This window comes from Streptomyces sp. NPDC102259 (assembly GCF_044766465.1).
Classification (GTDB): Bacteria; Actinomycetota; Actinomycetes; order Streptomycetales; family Streptomycetaceae; genus Streptomyces.
Genome location: NZ_JBIWMA010000022.1, coordinates 26678 through 47215, shown reverse-complemented (window position 1 = coordinate 47215; position 20538 = coordinate 26678). Strand labels below are relative to the sequence as shown.

Here is a 20538-nt window from a genome sequence, read left to right as displayed (position 1 = left end):
TCACTGACATCCTGTGTCAGTGAAGTCCAGCCGACTCGTGTCGATCCTGCTGCTGCTCCAGACCCGGGGGCGGATGACCGCCGCCCAGCTCGCGGAGGAGCTGGAGGTGTCGGTGCGCACCGTCTACCGGGATGTGGAGGCGCTGGGCGCGGCGGGCGTCCCGCTCTACGGCGACGCCGGTCATGCCGGCGGATACCGCTTGCTCGACGGTTACCGCACCCGGCTGACGGGACTGACCGCCGACGAGGCGGAGGCCCTGTTCCTCGCCGGGGTCCCGGGCCCGGCCGCCCAACTGGGCCTCGGTCCGGTCCTGGCCGCCGCGCAGCTCAAGGTCCGCGCCGCGCTGCCGTCGGAACTGCGGGTGCACGCGGACCGGATCAGCGGCCGCTTCCATCTGGACGCACCCGGCTGGTACACGGACGCGGGGGCGGACGAGGTGCCGTATCTGTCGGCGGTCGCCGACGCGGTGTGGAACAACAGGATCCTGCATGTCGTATACCGTCGTTGGCGGGAGCCCACCGATGTCGAACGCCGGCTGGAGCCCTACGGCCTGGTGCTGAAGGCGGGACGCTGGTACGTCGTCGCCGGCCCCGGCCCACGTACCTTCCGCGTCGACCAGATCCTCGAACTCACCTTGTCCGACGAGGTGTTCACCCGGCCGGACGACTTCGACCTGGCCGCCCACTGGACGGCGTACCAGCGGGGGTTCCACGAGCGGTTGTACAAGGACAGGGCGGAGGCCGTGGTGCGACTGGCGCCGGGAGTGACCCTCGCCCGTGCGGTGCGACGCGACGAGCCCGCCGGGGCGGACGGCTGGACGGTGGCCAGGGTCCCCATCGAGTCCGTGGAGCACGCCCACGCCGACTTCCTGCGCCTGGGCGCGGACATCGAGGTGCTCCAGCCGCCGGAGTTGCGTGAGCGGATCGCCCGGACGGTGGCGGAACTGGCCGCGTTGTACGGCAACTCGCCTGTCCGCGGCGGCAACTGAGAGGCGGAACCCATCCGTCCCTCCCAGGAGGTACGTCCCGTGCAGCACCCGCACCCGCAGCCGCATTCCCCTTCCCGTCCGCATGCGGAGCCTCATCCGCACTCGGATCCCTCTCCGCGCAAGCGCCGCGGGCGAAGGGCCGTCCTCTCCGCGCTGGCCGCGACCACGGCCCTGGTCGGCGCCGGACTGACCACACTCGGCGCCGGTACGGCCGAGGCCGCCACCGCCCGCCAGGTCGAAGCCCTCGACCGGGGCGTCGTCAGCGTGCACACCGACAGCGGCAACCTGGTCACCTGGCGCTGGCTCGGCACCGACCCCGACAGCGTCTCCTTCAACGTCTACCGGGCCGGCACCAAGGTCAACTCGGCGCCGGTCACCGGCTCCACGAACTACTTCCACTCCGGCGCCCCGGCGCAGGCCGACTACACGGTCCGCGCGATCGTGAACGGCGTCGAACAGGCCGACTCCGTCCACGCGATCCAGTTCCGCACCGGCTACAAGGACGTCCCCATCACCCCGCCGGCCGGCGGCACGACCCCGGACGGCGTCGCCTACACCTACGAGGCCAACGACGCCTCCGTCGGCGACCTGGACGGCGACGGCGCCCTGGACATCGTCCTGAAGTGGCAGCCGACCAACGCGAAGGACAACTCCCAGTCGGGCTACACGGGCAACACGATCGTCGACGGCGTCAAGCTCGACGGCACCCGCCTGTGGCGCGTCGACCTGGGCCGCAACATCCGCTCCGGCGCCCACTACACACAGTTCCAGGTGTACGACTACGACGGCGACGGCAAGGCCGAGATCGCCATGAAGACCGCCGACGCGACGGTGGACGGCACGGGCACGGTCATCGGCAGTTCCTCCGCCGACTACCGCAACTCCAGCGGCTATGTGCTGTCCGGCCCCGAGTACCTGACGATGTTCAACGGCCAGACCGGCAAGGCGATGAGTTCCGTCGACTACGTCCCGGCCCGCGGCACGGTCTCGTCCTGGGGCGACTCGTACGGCAACCGCGTCGACCGTTTCCTCGCGGGAACCGCTTACCTGGACGGTTCCCGCCCCTCGCTGATCATGGCACGCGGTTACTACACGCGTACCGTGATCGCCGCCTGGGACTGGCGGAACGGCGCCTTCACCCGCCGTTGGACCTTCGACACCAGCTCCTCCACCAACACCGGCAAGGGCTACGACGGCCAGGGCTCGCACAGCCTCTCCGTCGGGGACGTGGACGGCGACGGCAAGGACGAGATCGTCTACGGCGCGATGGCGGTCGACGACAACGGAAACGGCCTGTGGACCACGAAGACGGGACACGGCGACGCCCAGCACCTCGGCGACCTCGACCCGTCGCACGCCGGCCTCGAGTACTTCAAGGTCTCGGAGGGGACCGGTCAACCCGCCGAGCTGTACATCGACCCGGCGAACGGCACGGTCGACTGGCAACTGGCCGCCTGCTGCGACAACGGCCGCGGGGTCGCCGGTGACATCTGGGCGGGCAACGACGGAGCCGAGGTCTGGTCGGCCTCCGACACCTCGATCCGCGACGAGGCGGGCGCGACGAAGGGGCGGGAACCCTCCTCCGTCAACTTCCTCTCCTGGTGGGACGCCGACCCCGTCCGCGAACTCCTCGACGGCACCCACATCGACAAGTACGGCACGTCCTCGGACACCCGCCTCCTGACCGGCTCGGGCGTCCACTCCAACAACAGCACCAAGGCCACCCCGTCGCTGTCCGGCGACATCCTCGGCGACTGGCGCGAAGAGGTCGTCTGGCCGACCAGCGACAACACGTCCCTGCGCATCTACTCGACGCCGTACGAGACGACGACACGCATCACGACCCTGCTCCACGACACGATGTACCGCACCGGCCTGGCCTGGCAGAACACCGCATACAACCAACCGCCGCACCCGAGTTACTTCCTCGGCAACGGAATGCCGACCGCACCCCGCCCGACGGTCTACACGCCCTGAGCGAGCGAAGGGTGCGCGTTCCGGTCCCCCGGGGCGCGCACCCACCGTCGTCAGCTCACCGTGCAGCTCTGGTCGCCCAGCTTGAACGCCGCCGGTTTCGCGTTCGACCCCGACCAACCCCCCGTGAAGCCGAAACTGACGGACGAGCCGGCCGCCACATTGGCGTTCCAGCCGAGGTTCTTCGCCGTCACCGTCGAACCCGACTGGGTGTAGTCGGCGTTCCACAGCTGGGAGACGGTCTGGCCGTTCGGGAAGGCCCAGTTGAGGCTCCAGCCGGACCAGGCACTCGTCCCCGTGTTGGCGAGCTTGACGTCCGCCTGGAAACCGCCCGACCACTGGTTGGTGATGGTGTACGTCACCGCGCAGGCGCCGGTCGGCGTGGGGTCGGTGGGATCCGTCGGGTCCGTACCGCCGCCTCCGCCGCTGGTGTCGGAGCTGTCGCCGTAGACGACACCCCGCCCGTTCGTCGAGACGTAGACCCGCCCGTACACCCTCGGGTCACCCGTGATCGCCCCGCCTGTCCAACCCCACTGGTGGGCGTCGTCGTTGACGCGGGTCCAGGTCACGCCCTTGTCCGTCGAGCGGAAGATGCCCCGGACACCGGCGATCTTCGCGCTGGTGTACAGGGTCTGGTAGGACGCGCCCGTCGCCGCCTTGCCGAACCCGATCGTGTCGGCCTGCTCGACCCCCGACAGCTTGGTGAAGGTCGCACCCGAATCGGTGGAGTGCCAGAGCCCGTACGCCCCGTCGCTCGCCCCGCCCGCCAGCCAGACATCGCCCTTCGTGCCCGGCAGCGCCTTGAAGCGCACGCTGTCCCCACTGGGCAGACCGGTCGCCGCGGACCCTGTGAAGGTCGCTCCGCCGTCCGAACTCACGTAGAACTTGCCCGACTTGAAGCCGTAGAAGGTCTTGGGGTCGACCCGGTCGGACTCGACGATCGCACCGGACGGGATCCCGCTCGACGCCTGCCACGAAGTGCCGAAACCGGTGGTGTACTGCACACCGGCGCCGGCCGGGCTCCATACGAAGCGGCTGCCGTCCGCCGCCGAGGCGACCGTTCCGCCACCGCTGACCCCCGAAGGGTCCGTCCCGGCGAACCAGTTGGCGCCGTTGTCCGTCGAGAACGCCACATGCGGACCCGCGTCCAGGTCGCCGACGCGCACCACGGTGTTCGGGTTCGTCTCGGCGTAGTCCAGGCTCGTCGTCGATGTGAAGTTCGGGGAGGTGAACATCATCGACGGCACCTTCGTCAGGTCCGTGTGGCGGAAGCCGCCGATGTCACCCAGCGCGCTGAGCAGCGGTGCGCCGGACGGTGGAGAGGCGATGTCCAGGACCGCCGTCTCCTCCAGCCCCTGCACCATCGGCTTGATGGTGAACTGGCCCCCGCTGTCCCAGTTGGCCAGGTTCTCCGTGCCGTAGACCGTCGCGCCGGTGCCGTACATCATGCGGCTGGAGTTGAACGGGTCGATCTCCAACGCCTCGGTCATCCAGCCGAGTTTGGGCGACTGCTCCGGCGGCGACGGGTTCGCGCCCCAGGTCAGCCACGGCGACGACGAGACGTCCATCGTGTACCGGTTCGCACGGTTGGGGTACGACGTGTAGTCCCATGCCTTCGGCCAGGTGCCGCCGCTGTCCGTCGAGCGGAAGATCTGGGTGTCCGGCCACCAGGAACTGTAGGCGGTGGCCATGACGGTGCCGGGCTTCTGCCGGTCGATCGTCAGCCCGCTGAAGCCGTAGTAGGTGTCCGCCTCCGCCACCGGACTGATGTCCGTCCAGGTCCCGGTCGCCGTCGCGTACCGCCACAGCCGGCCCTTGCCGCCGTCGTACGGTCCACCCTTGTCGCTGTATGCGAGATACAGATAGCCGTTGACGGTATCCAGTACACCCTTGTGCGCCAGGTATCCCGTCGGCTGTCCGGCCAGCCGGGTCCAGGTCGCGCCCGCGTCCGTCGACCGGTACACCGCGTTGTCCTTGTCCGCCACGCCGACGTAGATCGTCTTCGTCGCGGTGCCGGACGTCCCGGTGGACTCGTCGAAGGTGACCCAGACGATGCCCTGGTTGTCGGAGGCGTACCCGCTGGTGTCGGTCGGATCCTGCTGGTAGTTGCCGACGTTGGGGAAGTTCGTCACCTGCGACCAGGTGACTCCCGAGTCCGTCGACCGCCACAGGCCCTTGCCGCTCGGCGCGCCCAGATACAGCACGCTGTTCCTGTTCGGGTCGACCGCCAGGCGCTCGCCCATGCCGCGGCCGGGCATGTTGCCGCCGAGCTTGTAGGGCAGGTCCGTCTTCTGCCAGCTCGCGCCCCGGTCGGCGGAGCGCAGCACGGCTCCGTTGCCCGGATCCCAGCTGTTGGTGTACGTGCCGACCGCCGCGTACACCTTGTTCGGGTCGACGGAGTCGGAGGCCAGGCTCACCACTCCCGTGTGCCCCCAGTCCGCCCAGCCGACCGAGTCCAGCAGGGGCGTCCAGGTCTTGCTCGACTCCTGCCAGCGGTACGCGCCGCCGATGTCGGTGCGGGCGTAGGCGAGGTTCTTCTCCTTGCGGTTGAAGACGATGCCGGGCACGAAGCCGCCGCCGTCGATCCGGGCGTTCTTCCAGGTGTACGACTCCGCGGCCAGCGTCGTCCGCGGGCTGCCGTCCGCGGCCAGTACGGGCGGACTGCCCGCGATCAGTCCGGCGGCCAGCGCCAGAACGGCGGTGAGAATACGGGTTCTTCGCACGGTGGGGGTCCTTCCGTGAAGAGGAGCGCGCGAGGGCCGGGCGGCCCCCTGTGCGGGTGGGGGCCGCCCGGCCGGGTGGCCTCGTCGTCAGGTGACGAGGCCGCGCACGCGGAGCCTTCGAGCGGTCCGCCGACGAGCGGTGCCACCCCGCGCCCCCGAGCCCCGAAGGGGCGACCAGGGGGCGCGGGGAGCTGCGTGACCGGCCACGTCCGGCCCGCAGACGAACACCGTCCGACCCGCGGAGCGCTCAGCGGGGGACTATTCGAGAAGCTCCGCGTACGAGCCCATGGCCAGGGCGATGTCCGCCTGGGCCCAGAAGCGGTGGTACGTGAACACGGGCGCGGCTCCGCCCGCGAGATAGCCCTCGATCTTCGACCAGGCCGGGTCGTTCTTGTAGAAGGACCGCAGCGAGGCGAAGGTCGAGGAGGAGTTGATCGCGTCGCCGTTCGGCATCTTGCCGCTGAAGGTGCTCGGGATGTACACACCGTCGTCGAAGCGGTTGTAGTCGGCGCGGGTCTCCGGCACCGCGATGCCCAGGGCGTCCTGGTTGTTCGCCCACATACCGTCCAGGAGCGCCTTGGCGGTCGTCCTGGCCTCCGTGTCACCGGATTTGGCGGCGTAGTACGTCAGGGTCTTGGCGTACGCGGCGGCCACCCCTACGTCGTTGGTGTAGTCGGCGACCGTGACGTGAAGTCCCGTGTTCGCGCCGGGACTTGACGCGTTCCAGGTGTCGGGCTGACCCGACCACTGGAGTGTGGAGGGGATCAGGAAGGTGCCGTCCGGGTTGATCGTGGTCTTGGACAGCGCCCAGTCGACCCACTTGTCGAGGACCGCCTTGGCGCTCGCGTTCCCCGTCTGCTGGTAGTACTCGGCGACCCGCTCCATCGACCACGCCTGGAAGCCGAACCACTGGTTGGACGGCGGGTCGTGGTAGACGGGCTGCTGGTCGTAGTACATGCCGTAGAAGGTCGACGTGCCGGTCGGGGGAGTCGCGTAACGGCCCGCCCAACTGTTCGTCGCCCCGCCCGCGATGGCGCCTTCGCTGGACTGCAGCCAGCGGTAGAACTCCAGCTGCCGGGTCAGCGACTTCGCCCAGTCCGCCTGGCCCGTCGCCGACTTGGGCTTCAGGTCGGCGTAACTGCTGAGCGCGTAGGCGGCCAGCGGGTTCTGGTAACCGCCGTGGGTGTGGCTGGAGCCGATGCGCCAGGCCCAGCCGGCGCTGGTGTCCGTGGCGCCGCCCCAGGCGTAGTACCAGGACATCAGGTAGTGCGAGGCGTCCTTGCCGGTGCCGGCCGCGCAGGCCGTCGGTCCGACGCAGTTGCCGATCTTCTTGAAGTACTTGTCGTACATCGAGTAGCGCAGGTAGTCGCCCATCTTCGCGGCCTTGCCGACGGTCGCGGAGACCTCACTGCCCTTGCCCTGCGCCCCGGCCCAGACGTCCGCCCAGTACGCGGCCTGCACGGCCCGCGCGTCGGCGTCCGGGGCGTTGGTGAACTTCCACTGCTTCGCGTAGGAGGCGTCGCCGGTGAACAGGTCCAGGTACCCGTTCGTGCCGCCGTACTTGAAGGCGTCGCAGGTCGGCTGCGGCACCGTCTCCCACACCGACTCCTGCGAGCCGCGCTGGAAGGTGTTGATGTACGACGGGCCGGTGTCGGTCGGGCCGGCCTCGCACTTGCCGGGCGCGTTGCCGTAGCCGTAGGTGTTGTCGACGTCCTGAAGCCAGTGCATACCGTAGACGTCGTCCGTACCGTATGCAGTCTTCAGTTCACCGGCTATGGGATCCGATCCCACGGACACACCGGTGTCCAGCTTCGCCGGGTACTCGTTCGGAGTGTCCAGCTCGGGCGCGTACGTCGCCGGCTTGGAGGCGTTGTAGAACGAGTTGGTCGGCTGGTCGGCGTGGGTGGGGATCATGTACTTCTCCATGATGTCCCAGGCGCCGTTGAACTTGGTCCAGTCGCCGGTGATCTTCCCGTACATCGCCTGAAGCCACAGAAGGTAGCTGTACGCCTCGGAGGTCGTCTCATGCCCCTGGTCCGGGGCCTCGACGATCAGTGTCTCGACCGAGTGGTACGGGATGCCCTCGGGGGAGAAGTAACCGCTTGCAGGGTTGGTGATCTTGCCGTAGAGCTCCAGGAACCGGGCGTCGTACGCCTTGGTGCCCGCGATCTCGGTGGCCGTGACCGAGGCCTTCGCGTGTCCGGTGGCCGTCGACTCGAAGGTCGCGGCCCCCGTGCCGGAGGCGTTGGCCGTGACGGTCACGTTCTGGGCGGTGCTCCAGTTCGACGGCGTGAAGGTCAGGCTCGCGCCGCCCGTCACCGTCAGGCCGGTGTTGCCGGTGGTGCGGGCGGTCGTGACGGTCACGTTGGCCGACGGCTGGGTCGACAGCTTCAGCGAGTAGGTGCCCGTCTTGCCCTGCTGCACGGCCAGTTGGTTCGTGGAGGCGACCACGGCCGGTCCCGAGGCGACCGTGATGCCGACCGGGGTCGACGACGCCGAAGCGCCCAGGCTGTCGTACGCCTTGGCGACCAGGGAGTGACTGCCCACGGACAACCCGGTGGCGGACAGGGTGTACGGCGAGCTCGTGTCCGTGCCCAGCAGGGTCGTGTCGTCATAGAACTCGACCTTGCTGATGGTCGCGTTGTCGGCGGCCGCGGCGGTCGCCGCGAGCGGCACCGCGTTCCCCTGCGTGTAGACGGCGCCCGCGGTCGGGCTGGTCAGCACGGCGACCGGCGGCTGGTGAGCGCCGACGCAGGTGGTGCCGTTGACCGCGAAGCCGACGGGAGCGGCGTTCGTCCCGCTGTAGGTGAACTGCGCGCCCGTGCCGACCGCGGCACCGGCGGCGATCGTCCCGTTGTACGAGGCGTTGTTCACCGTGATCTGCTGACCGGACTGCGACCAGCTGCCGTTCCATCCGTTCGTCAGCTTCTGGTTGCCCGTGTAGGAGTACGTCAGGGCCCAGCCGCTGATCGGGTCGGTGCCCCGGTTGGTGAGAGTCAGGTCCGCGGTGAACCCTGACCCCCAGTCATTGGTCTTGTAGTCGACGCTGCACTGAAGTGCCGTTGCCTGTGCGGGAGTTGTGCTCGTACTCAGCATGGCGAGGGGGAGCGCGAGGGCCGCCAGAGCGGCGGTCCACAGGCGCCGCGCCCCGCGGCGTCTGCGTGAGGGATCCATGGTGCTGGTTCCTCCTTGCGGCTCGGAGAAGTGGGGGAGGAGCAACAAGCCTTGAACCAGTGGGAGCGCTCCCATAGTGGGGATGGGGGTGTGCACGGTCAAGGTGCTTGAAGAGTCGAAAAGATTCGACGACAGATGTTGAGGGAAAGTCAGTGACGCCTCTGTTCTTTGCCAGCACTTGGCGCTAGCTTCGAGACACCAGTGGGAGCGGTTCCATCAGTCGACGCGTCTGCTCACGACGCGCCTGAGCTGCAAGGAGTCGCTCATGCGACACCCCCCGCGTTCAGTACTTTTAGCCGTCGCCGGCACGGTCGCCCTCGTTGCGGGCGCCCTGTTGCCGGTCGTCACGGCGCAGGGAGCCGTGCCCGCGTGCACGGTGGAGTACTCGGTCACCGGTCAGTGGGACGCCGGCTTCCAGGGCGCCGTGAAGATCACCAACAATGCGGCAACCCTGAGCAGTTGGACCCTCACCTTCGACTTCGCGAACGGCCAGAAGGTCACCCAGGGCTGGAGTGCCAAGTGGTCCCAGTCCGGCACCACCGTCACCGCCGCGAACGAGAGCTGGAACGGCTCCCTGGGCACCGGCGCAAGCGTCAGCGCGGGCTTCATCGCCTCTGCCTCGAAGACGAACGCCGTCCCGACGACGTTCAAGCTCAACGGCACGACCTGCAACGCCGACGCCGCACCGACCCCCACACCCACCACACCGCCCACGACGGACCCGCCCGACACCGGTGACGAGCCGCCCGCACTGCACGTCTCGGGAAACAAGCTCGTGGACGCCGACGGGAACACCCGCCGTCTGCTCGGCGTCAACCGTTCCGGCGGCGAGTTCATGTGCGTACAGGGGCGCGGCATCTGGGACGGGCCGGTCGACGACGCCGCCGTCAAGGCGATCGCCGACTGGAACGTCGACACCGTGCGCATCCCGCTCAACGAGGAGTGCTGGCTGGGCCTTTCGAACATCAACTCCGCCTACGGCGGCGCCAACTACGTCAACGCCGTCAAGGACCTGGTGACCCGCGTCGAGGCGCACGGCATGACGCCGATCGTCGAACTGCACTGGAACTACGGTCAGTACACAGGCAATTCGGCCGGTTGCTCGGATGTGCACGCCAGCTGCCAGAAGCCGATGCCCGACATGCAGTACACCCCGTCGTTCTGGACCTCGGTGGCCAACACCTTCAAGAACGACCAGGCCGTCGTGTTCGACCTGTTCAACGAGCCCTACCCGGACCGCGCCACCTCCACGACCACCCAGGCGTGGCAGTGCTGGCGGGACGGCGGCACCTGTCCCGGCATCGGGTACGAGGTCGCCGGTATGCAGGATCTCGTCGACTCCATACGGGCGACCGGCGCCAGGAACGTGATCCTGGCCGGCGGACTCGCGTACTCCAACGACCTGAGCCAGTGGCTGACGTACAAGCCCACCGACCCGACCGGCAATCTCGCCGCCGCGTACCACGTCTACAACTTCAACACCTGCGCGAACGAGAGCTGCTGGAACTCCACCCTCGCCCCCGTCGCGGCCCAAGTGCCGCTCGTGGCAGGGGAGATCGGGGAGAACACCTGCTCACACGGTTTCGTCGATCAGGTCATGAAGTGGTTCGACGACCGCGGCCTGTCGTACCTGGGCTGGACCTGGAACACCTGGGACTGCTCCACCGGTCCGTCCCTGATCTCCGGCTACGACGGAACGCCCACGGCGTACGGCGCCGGCCTGCGCGACCATCTGCGCGCACTCGACGGATAGGCGCCACCGGACCGATCAGCCGGTCGATCGACCGGGCCGGAAGCCGGGCCGACCCACCGTGACTGACGATCCATCAGAACCATCGAACGAACGAAACGGACAACACCCGCAACCGAGAAGGAAACCCGCACTCATGAGCCGTAGCAGAACAGCGGTACTCGCCGCGCTGGCGCTGGTCGCCGGCGCCTCCGGGACGGCGCTCGCGGTCGTCCCCGGCGATCCGGGCCTCGCCGCCATCCCGTGCAGCGTCGACTACAAGGTGCAGAACGACTGGGGCACCGGCTTCACCGCCGCCGTAACCGTCACCAACAACAGCGCCGCGAAGTCGAGTTGGTCGGTGAAGTGGGCGTACGCCGGCACTCAGAAGGTCACCAACGGGTGGAACGCGAAGATCACCCAGTCCGGTACGGCCGTCACCGCCAACAACGAGACCTACAACGGGACGCTCGCGACCGGAGGTTCGGTCAGCTTCGGATTCCAGGGCACCTACAGCGGGACCAACGCGATCCCGACCACGTTCACCCTCGACGGCGTGACCTGCAACGTCGACGGCGGTACCGGCACCCCGACCGACCCCGGCACGCCGACGGACCCCGGAACCCCGTCCACCAAGGTCGACAACCCCTACTCCGGCGCCAAGGTGTACGTGAACCCCGAATGGTCGGCGAAGGCCGCCGCCGAGACGGGCGGCAGCCGCATCTCCAACCAGCCGACCGGCGTCTGGCTGGACCGCATCGCCGCCATCAACGGTGTCAACGGCGGCATGGGTCTGCGCGCCCACCTGGACGCGGCCCTCGCTCAGAAGGGCAGCGGCGAGGAAGTCGTCCAACTGGTCGTCTACGACCTCCCCGGACGTGACTGCGCCGCCCTCGCCTCCAACGGCGAGCTCGGCCCGACGGAGATCGACAAGTACAAGACGCAGTTCATCGACCCGATCGCGACGATCCTCGCGGACAGCAAGTACGCCGGCCTGCGGATCGTCACCACCATCGAGATCGACTCGCTGCCCAACCTGGTGACCAACACCGGCAGCCGGGTTACCGCCACCCCGGCCTGCGACACCATGAAGGCCAACGGAAACTACGTGAAGGGCGTCGGGTACGCGCTGAACAAGCTCGGCGCGATCCCCAACGTCTACAACTACATCGACGCCGGTCACCACGGCTGGCTCGGCTGGGACGACAACTTCGCCCCGTCCGCCCAGCTCTTCTACCAGGCGGCGACCGCCGAGGGCGCGACCGTCGACGACGTGCACGGCTTCATCACCAACACGGCGAACTACAGCGCCCTGAAGGAGAACAACTTCACCATCAACGACACCGTGGCCGGCAAGTCGGTCCGCGAGTCCAAGTGGGTGGACTGGAACCGCTACGTCGACGAGCAGTCGTACGCCCAGGCCTTCCGCAACCAGCTGATCACCAGCGGCTTCAAGTCGGACATCGGCATGCTGATCGACACCTCCCGCAACGGCTGGGGCGGCACCGCCCGGCCCGCCGGACCGGGAGCCACGACCAGCGTGGACACCTACGTCGACGGCGGCCGCTACGACCGCCGCTTCAACACCGGCAACTGGTGCAACCAGTCCGGCGCCGGTCTCGGCGAGCGCCCGAAGGCCGCACCGGCCGCCGGGATCGACGCGTACGTGTGGATGAAGCCGCCGGGTGAGTCCGACGGCTCCAGCACCGCCATCGCGAACGACGAGGGCAAGGGCTTCGACCGGATGTGCGACCCGACCTACACGGGCAACCCCCGCAACAACAACAACCTGTCGGGCGCCCTGCCGAACGCGCCGCTGTCCGGACACTGGTTCTCGGCCCAGTTCCAGCAGCTGATGCAGAACGCCTACCCGCCGCTGTAGAGCTGCGGGGCGGTAGGCCGGCGGACCGGCGGGCGAGTCGGTCCGCACGGCGGTGAGCCGGGGCGACGGCGATCCGTCGAGGTCGGTGGCCAGCACTCCCGGGCCGGTCCGACCCCGGCGGTCGCCGGTCGCGACCTCCACCGGCGAGCAGTTTCCGTCCGGCCGCTCCCGTCCCTCGGGAGCGGCCGGACAGGCGCGATCCGGCTTGCCGTAGGCATCCCGTTTTTTGCCGCACCGGCAACAAAGGTGGCCCTGGACCGGAGCGTCGGCGCACGCTGACGGCACACCGGACGAGAGGCTGACACCATGGCGCACCACCCGCACGAGTCCCACGGCGACCAGCACGCCCCGGGCCGAGGTCACGCCCCCGGCCATACGGACGGCCACGGCCACGGCCACGGTCACGGCCACGGCACCGACATCGACTGGGCCGAGATGGCTCCGCACCTCGAAGCCCAGGCCGAACTGTTCACGCCCCTGTACGAGCGCGCGCTGGCGTGGCTGGGGAAGGAGGTGACCGAGCCGGGGCTGATCGTGGACGTGGGCAGTGGCCCCGGGGTCGTCTCCTGTCTGTTCGCCGAGACGTTCCCCGGTGCGCGCATCACGGCGGTCGACGGTTCCGCGCCACTGCTGGAGCGGGCGCAGCAGCGAGCCGACCGGCTCGGGTACGGCGACCGATTCGACACCTTGGCCGGCGAACTGCCCGATGTCCTGACCGAGTTGGACTACCCGGCCGATCTGCTGTGGGCCGGCCGCAGTCTGCACCACCTGGGCGACCAGCGCGCCGCCCTGGCCGCCTTCGCGGAGCGCCTCGCGCCCGGCGGCACGTTGGCGATCATGGAGGGCGGTCTGCCGGCCCGGTTCCTGCCGCGAGACCTCGGCTTCGGGCGACCCGGCCTGGAGGCACGGCTCGACGCGCTGCAGGAGGAGTGGTTCGCGCGGATGAGGGCCGAGCTGCCCGGCTCGGTCGAGGAGACGGAGGACTGGGCGGCGCTGCTCGGTGAGGCCGGTCTGAAGCACGCCCGCACCCGCAGCTTCCTGCTCGATCTGCCGGCGCCCGCCTCCGACCGGGCCCGCGCCTACATCGCCGCGTCCCTGTCGCGGTTGCGGGACGTCTTCGGAGACACCCTCGGCCCCGACGACCGCGCCATGCTGGACCGGCTGCTCGACCCGCAGGACGAGGCGGGCGTGCACCGCAGGGCGGACGTGTTCGTGCTCGCGGCGCACACCGTGCACACGGCGGTGAAGCCGGTCCGGTAGCCGTCCCCGGAGCCAAGTCGGCCTGACGGGGCTTGACTTGGAGAGTGCTCCAAGTGATGGACTGCGTGCCGCGCGACGTAGGTCGTGCAACGGGCGACTATCCGACGAGCGGCGCGACGCAGCATCCGGCGTACGCAGCCGACGCGCGCGGCCGACGCAATGGGGGGTACACCATGAGCGACGTGACGGACACTTCGGAGTCTCGGGTCGCACTGATCACCGGGGGTGGCAGCGGCATCGGCGCCGCCGTCGCGCGGCAGCTGCTGGACGCCGGGTACCGGGTCACGGTCACGGGTCGCGGCGAGGAGCAGCTGCGCGCTTTCGCCGCGGAACTCGGTGAACCGAAGAGGCTGCTGACCCTGGCCGGGAACGCCGCCGACTACGACTGTGTACAGTCCGCCGTCGACCGTACGCTCGAGGCATACGGTCGACTGGATACGGTCGTCGCCAACGCGGGGACGGCCACCCACGACTCGGTCGCCGAGGGTGACCCCGCCGGGTGGACCGACATGGTCCTGACGAACGTACTCGGCCCCGCGCTCCTCATCCGGGCGTCGATCGACGCGCTCAAGGAGACCCGGGGACGGATCGTGCTGGTCGGCAGTGTCGCCGGCTTCGTGCCCACCCCGGGCAACATCTACGGGGCGACGAAGTGGGCGGTGACCGGCCTCGCGGAGAACACCCGTCGCCAGGTCACCGAGTGGGGTGTCGGCGTCACGCTGATCGCGCCGGGGCGGGTGGAGACCCCCTTCTGGGACAGCTACGGCAGCCTGCCGCCCGGGCAGCTGCTGACCGCCGACCAGATCGCCGACTCCGTCGTGTGGGCCCTCGGGCAGCCGGCGGGCGTCGACGTCAACACCGTCGTCGTACGGCCGATCGGGCAGCCCAACTGACGAGCCCGCAGACGCGTCGAGGGCGCCCCCCCGGCCCGGGGGGGCGCCCTCGACGCGTCTGCGGGGAACCTCAGCCGACGTCGAACGTCGCCGGGTCCGGACCGATGCGCCGGTCCTCGTTGAGGGCGCTGATCGCCGCCAGGTCCTCGGTGTCCAGGCTGAAGTCGAACACGTCGATGTTCTCCTTGATCCGCGACGGCGTCACGGACTTCGGGATCACGACGTTGCCGAGCTGGAGGTGCCAGCGCAGCACGACCTGGGCCGGGGTGCGCTCGTGCTTGCGGGCGATGGCCACGACCGCCGGGACCTCGAGGAGGCCCTTGCCCTGGCCGAGCGGGGACCAGGCCTCGGTGGCGATGCCCTGCTCCGCGTGGAACTCGCGCGAGGCACCCTGCTGGAGGTGCGGGTGCAGCTCGATCTGGTTGACGGCCGGGACGACCGACGTCTCGCCGATCAGTCGCTCCAGATGCTCCGGCAGGAAGTTGGACACGCCGATGGCTCGCACCCGGCCGTCCGCGAGGAGCTTCTCGAACGCCTTGTATGAGTCCACGTAGCCGTCCCGGGAGGGCAGCGGCCAGTGGATGAGGTACAGGTCCAGGTAGTCCAGGCCGAGCTTCTCCAGCGAGGTGTCGAACGCGCGGAGCGTCGAGTCGTACCCCTGGTCGCTGTTCCAGAGCTTGGTGGTGACGAAGATGTCCTTGCGGGGCACGCCGGAGGAGGTGATGGCCTTGCCGGTGCCCTCCTCGTTGCCGTAGATCGCCGCTGTGTCGATGCTGCGGTACCCGGCCTCCAGCGCGGTGGAGACCGCCTGCTCCGCCTCGTCGTCCGGCACCTGCCAGACACCGAAGCCCAGCTGGGGCATCTCCACGCCGTTGTTGAGGATGATCGGGGGGACCTTGCTGCTCACGAGCTCTTGATCCTTCGGTTGTCCGTCAGTTGGTACTCCCATCGTCAACGATCACGGCGAGTGATGCATTCCTGACCCCCGAATTCGTCTCGGGAGTCCGACTCGACAGCTCGCCGGAAACGAGTTTCACGCCGTTGTCGGAGACCTTACGAGCGGTACAGCGCGTCGACCTCGTTCGCGTAAGCGTTTTCGATGGCCTTGCGCTTCAGCTTCAGCGACGGAGTCAGCAGTCCGTGCTCCTCCGTGAACGGCTGGGCCAGGATGCGGAAGGTGCGGATCGACTCGGCCTTCGAGACCAGCGTGTTGGCCGCTACGACGGATCGGCGCACCTCCGCCTCCAGATCCGGGTCGCTCACCAGCTCGACCGGCGTCAGCTGCGGTTTGTTGCGCATCTGGAGCCAGTGCTCGACGGCCTCCTGGTCGAGGGTGACCAGGGCGGCCACGAACGGCCGGTCGTTGCCGACGACGATGCACTGGTTGACGAGCGGATGATCACGCACCCGCTCCTCCAGCAGCCCCGGCGAGACGCTCTTGCCGCCGGAGGTCACCAGGATCTCCTTCTTGCGGCCGGTAATGGTGAGGTAACCGTCTTCGTCGAGCGTTCCCAGGTCGCCGGTGGCCAGCCAGCCGTCGTGCAGGGTCTCGTCGGTGGCCTTGGGGTTGTTGAGATAGCCCTGGAACACGTTTCCGCCGCGCAGCCAGATCTCGCTGTCGTCCGCGATGTGCACGGTCATGCCGGGGATGGCCTGGCCGACCGTGCCGTACCTGGTACGTCCGGGCGGGTTGGCGGTCGCCGCCGCCGTCGTCTCGGTCAGGCCGTAGCCCTCGTAGATCTGCACGCCCGCGCCGGCGAAGAACAGGCCGAGCCTGCGGTCCATGGCCGAGCCGCCGGACATGGCGTGCCGCACCCGGCCGCCCATCGCCGCGCGCACCTTGGAGTAGACGAGCTTGTCGAACACCTGGTGCTGCATGCGCAGGCCCGCCGAGGGTCCGGGCCCGATGCCCCACGCCTTCGCCTCGATCGCCTCGGCGTAGTTCACGGCCACGTCCACCGCCTTCGCGAAGGGTCCCCCCTTGCCTTCCCGCTCCGCCTTGCGGCGGGCCGCGTTGAAGACCTTCTCGAAGATGTACGGCACGGCCAGGAAGAAGGAAGGTCTGAAAGCGGCCAGGTCGGGAAGCAGGGCGGCCGCGTGCAGCTGGGGCTGGTGGCCGAAACGGACCTTGCCGCGGATCGCGGCGATCTGGACCATCCGTCCGAAGACGTGCGCGAGCGGCAGGAACAGCAGGGTCGCCGCCTCGTCGCCCTTCTTGGAGTGGAAGACCGGCTCCCAGCGCTCGATGACGGTGTCCGCCTCGAACATGAAGTTGCCGTGCGAGATGACACAGCCCTTGGGCCGGCCCGTCGTGCCCGAGGTGTAGATGATCGTCGCGGTCGAGTCGGGGGTAACCGCTTCCCGGTGCCGGTGCACCACGTCGTCCTCGATGGCGGCGCCGGCGTCGTACAGCTCCTGCACGCAGCCCGAATCCAGCTGCCACAGCTGCCGCAGCCGGGGGAGACGGTCGATGACGGTGGCGATCGTCATCGCGTGGTCCTCGTGCTCGACGACCGCGGCCGTGCACTCGGCGTCGTAGAGCATCCAGAAACACTGCTCCGCCGAGGAGGTCGAGTAGACCGGCACCACCTGGGCGCCGATCGTCCACAGGGCGAAGTCGAAGAGCGTCCATTCGTAGCGGGTGCGGGACATGATCGCGACACGGTCGCCGAACCGGATGCCCTGTGCGAGGAGACCCTTGGCCAGGGCGAGAACCTCGTCGCGGAACTCACCGGCGGTCACATCCCGCCACTCGCCCCCCTCGTCCTTGCGACCGAGAGCGACGTACTGCGGGTCCTCTTGGGCGTACTGGAAGACGACGTCGGCCAGACCGCCCACCGGCGGTGCCAACGCCAACGGAGGGTTGGTGAACTCGCGCAAGTCCGCACCCCGCTTCTCATGGCCCCTCAGCGCCGTGAAAGCTACCCCACCAAACGACGGGAGGGGAGGGGGGCGGAAAACGAGCGATGCTTTCGTCTGCGCTGGTCAGTGCCGGAAAATGGGCTCACATGGGGAAGGGTCGGACAGAAAACTGACGGAAGAGTAAGTTTCGGCACCGTAATCTCCACCGAATCTGCCCGTACCGATTACCCTGCCCGCCCCTTTCGCGGCCGATCATGGCCCGCGCCACTCAGGCCCTGCTCTCAAGCTGTGCTCTCAAGCTCTGCTCTCAAGCCATGCTTTTCAAGCCCTGCTCTGGAGACCACGGGCGAGGGTGCCGTCACGGCCGGGTGGCCGCCCCTTCCTTCGACAGCGCGGTCGTGTCCGTTTCCGTCGCTCCGGCCGCAGCCGCGCGCGGCGGCCTGACCAGGACGAGGACGAGCGCCGCGGCGACCACGCCCGCGCAGCCGGCCGCCACCAGCGCCGCGTCGAGCCCGGAGGCGAACGCGGACCGCAGGGCGTGCTCGGAGAACGTGCCGCGCAGCGCACCGGCACCGCCGCCCGCCAGGGCGTGGGAAGCGTCGTGCGGCAGGGTGTCGGTCATCCGGGAGGTCACCACGGTGCCGAAGACGGCGACCCCGAACGCGTACCCGAGCTGCCGCACGGTGTTCACGGCTCCGCCCGCCATCCCGGCCCGCGCCGGCTCGACCGCGGCCAGCGCCGCCCCGGCGACGGTAGGAGCGACGAAACCGGTTCCTATCCCGACCAGCACGAACCCGGGGACCAGCGCCGTCCAGTCCGAACCGGCGCCGAGCACGGCCTGGCAGAAACAGCCCGCGCCGATCAGCAGGAGTCCGCCGCCGATGGTCAGCCGGGCAGGAACGCCGTGGAACCGCTTACCCACCACGACCGCCGTGACCATGGCCGCCATCGTCATCGGCAGCAGCGTGAGTCCACCGCGCACCGGGCTCATGCCCAGCAGCGTCTGCATCCAGATGGACAGGTACGGCGTCACGCCGAACGCCACGCCGTTGAAGGCGAGAGCACCCACCATCACCCCCACGAACGCGGGCCGGCGCAGCAGCGACAGGTCGAGCAGCGGATGTGCCGCCCGACGCTCCGCCAGCACGAAGCACACCAGCGCGAGCGCGGCGAGCCCGAACGAGGTGAGCGTCGCCGACGCCGTCCAGCCGTCCTCACCGGCCCGTACGACGGCGTACGCCGTCCCGCCGGCGAAGACCGCGAAGGTCGCCGTGCCCGCCCAGTCGACCCGCATCCCGCGCGGCCCCCTGGACTCCGGCACGGCCTTCAGCGTCAGCCACACCGCGACCACGCTCACCGGCAGGTTCACGTAGAAGATCCAGCGCCAGCCCGGCCCCTCGGTCAGCAGCCCGCCCAGCACCGGCCCGACCGCCGCGGCCGCGCCGCTCACCGCGCCCCACACCCCGAGCGCAGCCGACCGCTGTCGGCCCTCGTAGACCGAGCCGAGCAGCGGCAACGTCGTCGCCAGCATCGCGGCCGCTCCCACCCCCTGAAGGGCCCGGGCGGCGACGAGGGTGTCCGGCCCGCTCGCCAGCCCGCACAGCAGCGACGCCGTCGCGAACACCACCACGCCCACCACGTGCACCCGGCGGCGCCCCAGGATGTCGGCGGTGGCCCCCGCCCCCAACAGCAGCGCGGCCAGCGCGAGCGCGTACCCGTCGACGACCCATTGCAGATCGCTCAGCGAGGCGTGCAGCGCCCGCGCCATGTCCGGCAGCGCCACGATCACGATCGTCACGTCCAGCAACAACATGAACGTCCCCAGGCACACCGCTGTCAGCGGCCCCCATGTGCGCATGTCCCACTCCTCGATCTTTCCTCTGCGATGAATTCCTAGCGCTCCGTACGATGGACGAGACGCGGCTGATCACCGTGGTATACGGTGTTCTGTCGACGGAATCCGACGGGGGAGAGGTAGATGGAGATGGAATTCCACGCCCAAGGCAAGCTTGACGGACTGGATCTCCAGTTGCTCTCGGCGCTGGAGGTGGACGGGCGGGCCTCCTTCAGCAAACTCGGCGGTGTCCTGGGCGTCTCCGACCAGACGGTCGCCCGCCGCTATCGCAGGCTCAGCGCCGAGGCCGGCCTGAGGGTCGTCGCCGTCCGGGACGCGGAACGCCTCGGCCAGGACCAGTGGATGCTGCGGCTGCGCTGCGTTCCCGACAGCGCCACGGTCATCGCCGACGCGCTCGCCAAACGCCCCGACACGTACTGGATAGGCCTGGGCGCCGGCGGCACCGAGATCGTCTGCATGACCCGGCCCCGCCATCCCGGCGACCACGACGACCTGCTTCTCGGCAAGCTCCCGCGCACCCCGAGCGTCGTGGAGATCCGCGCCCAGCAACTCCTCCACCGCTTCTACGGCGGGCCGACCGGCTGGTTGCGGAAGTTCGGCACCCTGGACGAGGAGCAGATCGCCGTCCTCACACCGCGCCACGACGCGAACGCGACGGCGGGGCCGGCCCGGATCGATCCCGAGGACGAACCCCTGCTCGCCGTCCTGGAACGCGACGGCCGCGCCACCTATCCCGAGCTCCAACGCGCCACCGGACGATCCGAGTCCGCCGTCAAACGCCGCCTCGCCGCCCTGCTCGCCTCGGGCGCCGTCTACATCGACGTCGAGTACCACTCCGAGTTCCTCGGCTATCCCCTGGCCGCTGTCCTGTGGATCACCACGGCGCCCTCCGCCATGCACGCGGTCGGGGAAGCGCTCGCCACCCACGACGAGATCGCCTTCGCCTCGGCCACGGCCGGCCCCTCCCACATCGTCGTCACGGCGGTGGTCCGGGGCACGGCCGGCCTCTACGCCTACCTCAGCGGGCCCCTGGGGCGCCTGGAGGGCGTCCAGCACGTGGAGGCGACGCCGTTCATGCGCCGGGTGAAGCAGCTGACGTATCAGCATGCTGGGCGGTAGGCGGTAGGCAGTGGGATCGGGCTGACGTAGGCGGTATGGCATTGTCGGTATGCAATATGTCGCACACCGCACACGGTGT

The 20538-nt window shown here is 69.3% G+C and carries 12 protein-coding genes; 7 read left to right on the top strand and 5 right to left on the bottom strand.

What is annotated here, in order from left to right; genetic code table 11:
- Positions 1–19 precede the first annotated feature (19 nt).
- Positions 20–988: a helix-turn-helix transcriptional regulator gene (locus ACIRPU_RS34980; protein ID WP_403874617.1), complete on the top strand. Its 969-nt coding sequence runs from the start codon at positions 20–22 to the stop codon at positions 986–988.
- Between the two features lie 39 nt (positions 989–1027).
- Complete coding sequence (locus ACIRPU_RS34975; RefSeq protein ID WP_403874615.1) at positions 1028–2965, top strand: rhamnogalacturonan lyase; 1938 nt, start codon at positions 1028–1030, stop codon at positions 2963–2965.
- A 50-nt stretch (positions 2966–3015) separates the two neighbouring features.
- Here the strand turns inward: ACIRPU_RS34975 and ACIRPU_RS34970 are convergent, their stop codons facing one another.
- Complete coding sequence (locus tag ACIRPU_RS34970) at positions 3016–5685, bottom strand: cellulose binding domain-containing protein (protein ID WP_403874613.1); 2670 nt, start codon at positions 5683–5685, stop codon at positions 3016–3018.
- A 258-nt stretch (positions 5686–5943) separates the two neighbouring features.
- Entirely contained in the window at positions 5944–8859 is a 2916-nt protein-coding gene (locus ACIRPU_RS34965) for a glycoside hydrolase family 48 protein (RefSeq protein WP_403874611.1), read from the bottom strand.
- Positions 8860–9124: 265 nt separating this feature from the next.
- Here ACIRPU_RS34965 and ACIRPU_RS34960 point away from each other — a divergent pair, with 265 nt between their 5' ends.
- The 4 genes from ACIRPU_RS34960 to ACIRPU_RS34945 all read left to right on the top strand — a co-directional run bounded on the left by ACIRPU_RS34960 (position 9125) and on the right by ACIRPU_RS34945 (position 14623).
- A complete protein-coding gene (locus ACIRPU_RS34960; protein ID WP_403874609.1) occupies positions 9125–10612 on the top strand; it encodes a cellulase family glycosylhydrolase in 1488 nt (495 codons plus the stop codon).
- A 133-nt stretch (positions 10613–10745) separates the two neighbouring features.
- On the top strand, positions 10746–12470 hold the full coding sequence (locus ACIRPU_RS34955) for a glycoside hydrolase family 6 protein (protein ID WP_403874607.1): 1725 nt from the start codon (positions 10746–10748) through the stop codon (positions 12468–12470).
- Between the two features lie 306 nt (positions 12471–12776).
- Positions 12777–13730, top strand: a complete 954-nt coding sequence (locus tag ACIRPU_RS34950) for a class I SAM-dependent methyltransferase (RefSeq protein WP_403874605.1) — start codon at positions 12777–12779, stop codon at positions 13728–13730.
- 173 nt (positions 13731–13903) lie between these two features.
- Positions 13904–14623 (top strand): SDR family oxidoreductase, encoded by a 720-nt coding sequence (locus ACIRPU_RS34945; RefSeq protein WP_403874603.1) that lies wholly within the window; start codon positions 13904–13906, stop codon positions 14621–14623.
- Between the two features lie 70 nt (positions 14624–14693).
- Here the strand turns inward: ACIRPU_RS34945 and ACIRPU_RS34940 are convergent, their stop codons facing one another.
- The 3 genes from ACIRPU_RS34940 to ACIRPU_RS34930 all read right to left on the bottom strand — a co-directional run bounded on the left by ACIRPU_RS34940 (position 14694) and on the right by ACIRPU_RS34930 (position 19343).
- A complete protein-coding gene (locus ACIRPU_RS34940; RefSeq protein ID WP_403874601.1) occupies positions 14694–15530 on the bottom strand; it encodes an aldo/keto reductase in 837 nt (278 codons plus the stop codon).
- A 146-nt stretch (positions 15531–15676) separates the two neighbouring features.
- Complete coding sequence (locus ACIRPU_RS34935) at positions 15677–17503, bottom strand: AMP-dependent synthetase/ligase (RefSeq protein WP_403874599.1); 1827 nt, start codon at positions 17501–17503, stop codon at positions 15677–15679.
- A gap of 340 nt (positions 17504–17843) precedes the next feature.
- Positions 17844–19343: an MFS transporter gene (locus ACIRPU_RS34930; RefSeq protein WP_403874597.1), complete on the bottom strand. Its 1500-nt coding sequence runs from the start codon at positions 19341–19343 to the stop codon at positions 17844–17846.
- 120 nt (positions 19344–19463) lie between these two features.
- On the opposite strand from ACIRPU_RS34930, the gene ACIRPU_RS34925 reads away from it, so the two are divergent.
- On the top strand, positions 19464–20459 hold the full coding sequence (locus tag ACIRPU_RS34925) for an Lrp/AsnC family transcriptional regulator (protein WP_403874595.1): 996 nt from the start codon (positions 19464–19466) through the stop codon (positions 20457–20459).
- The last annotated feature ends 79 nt before the right edge of the window (positions 20460–20538 follow it).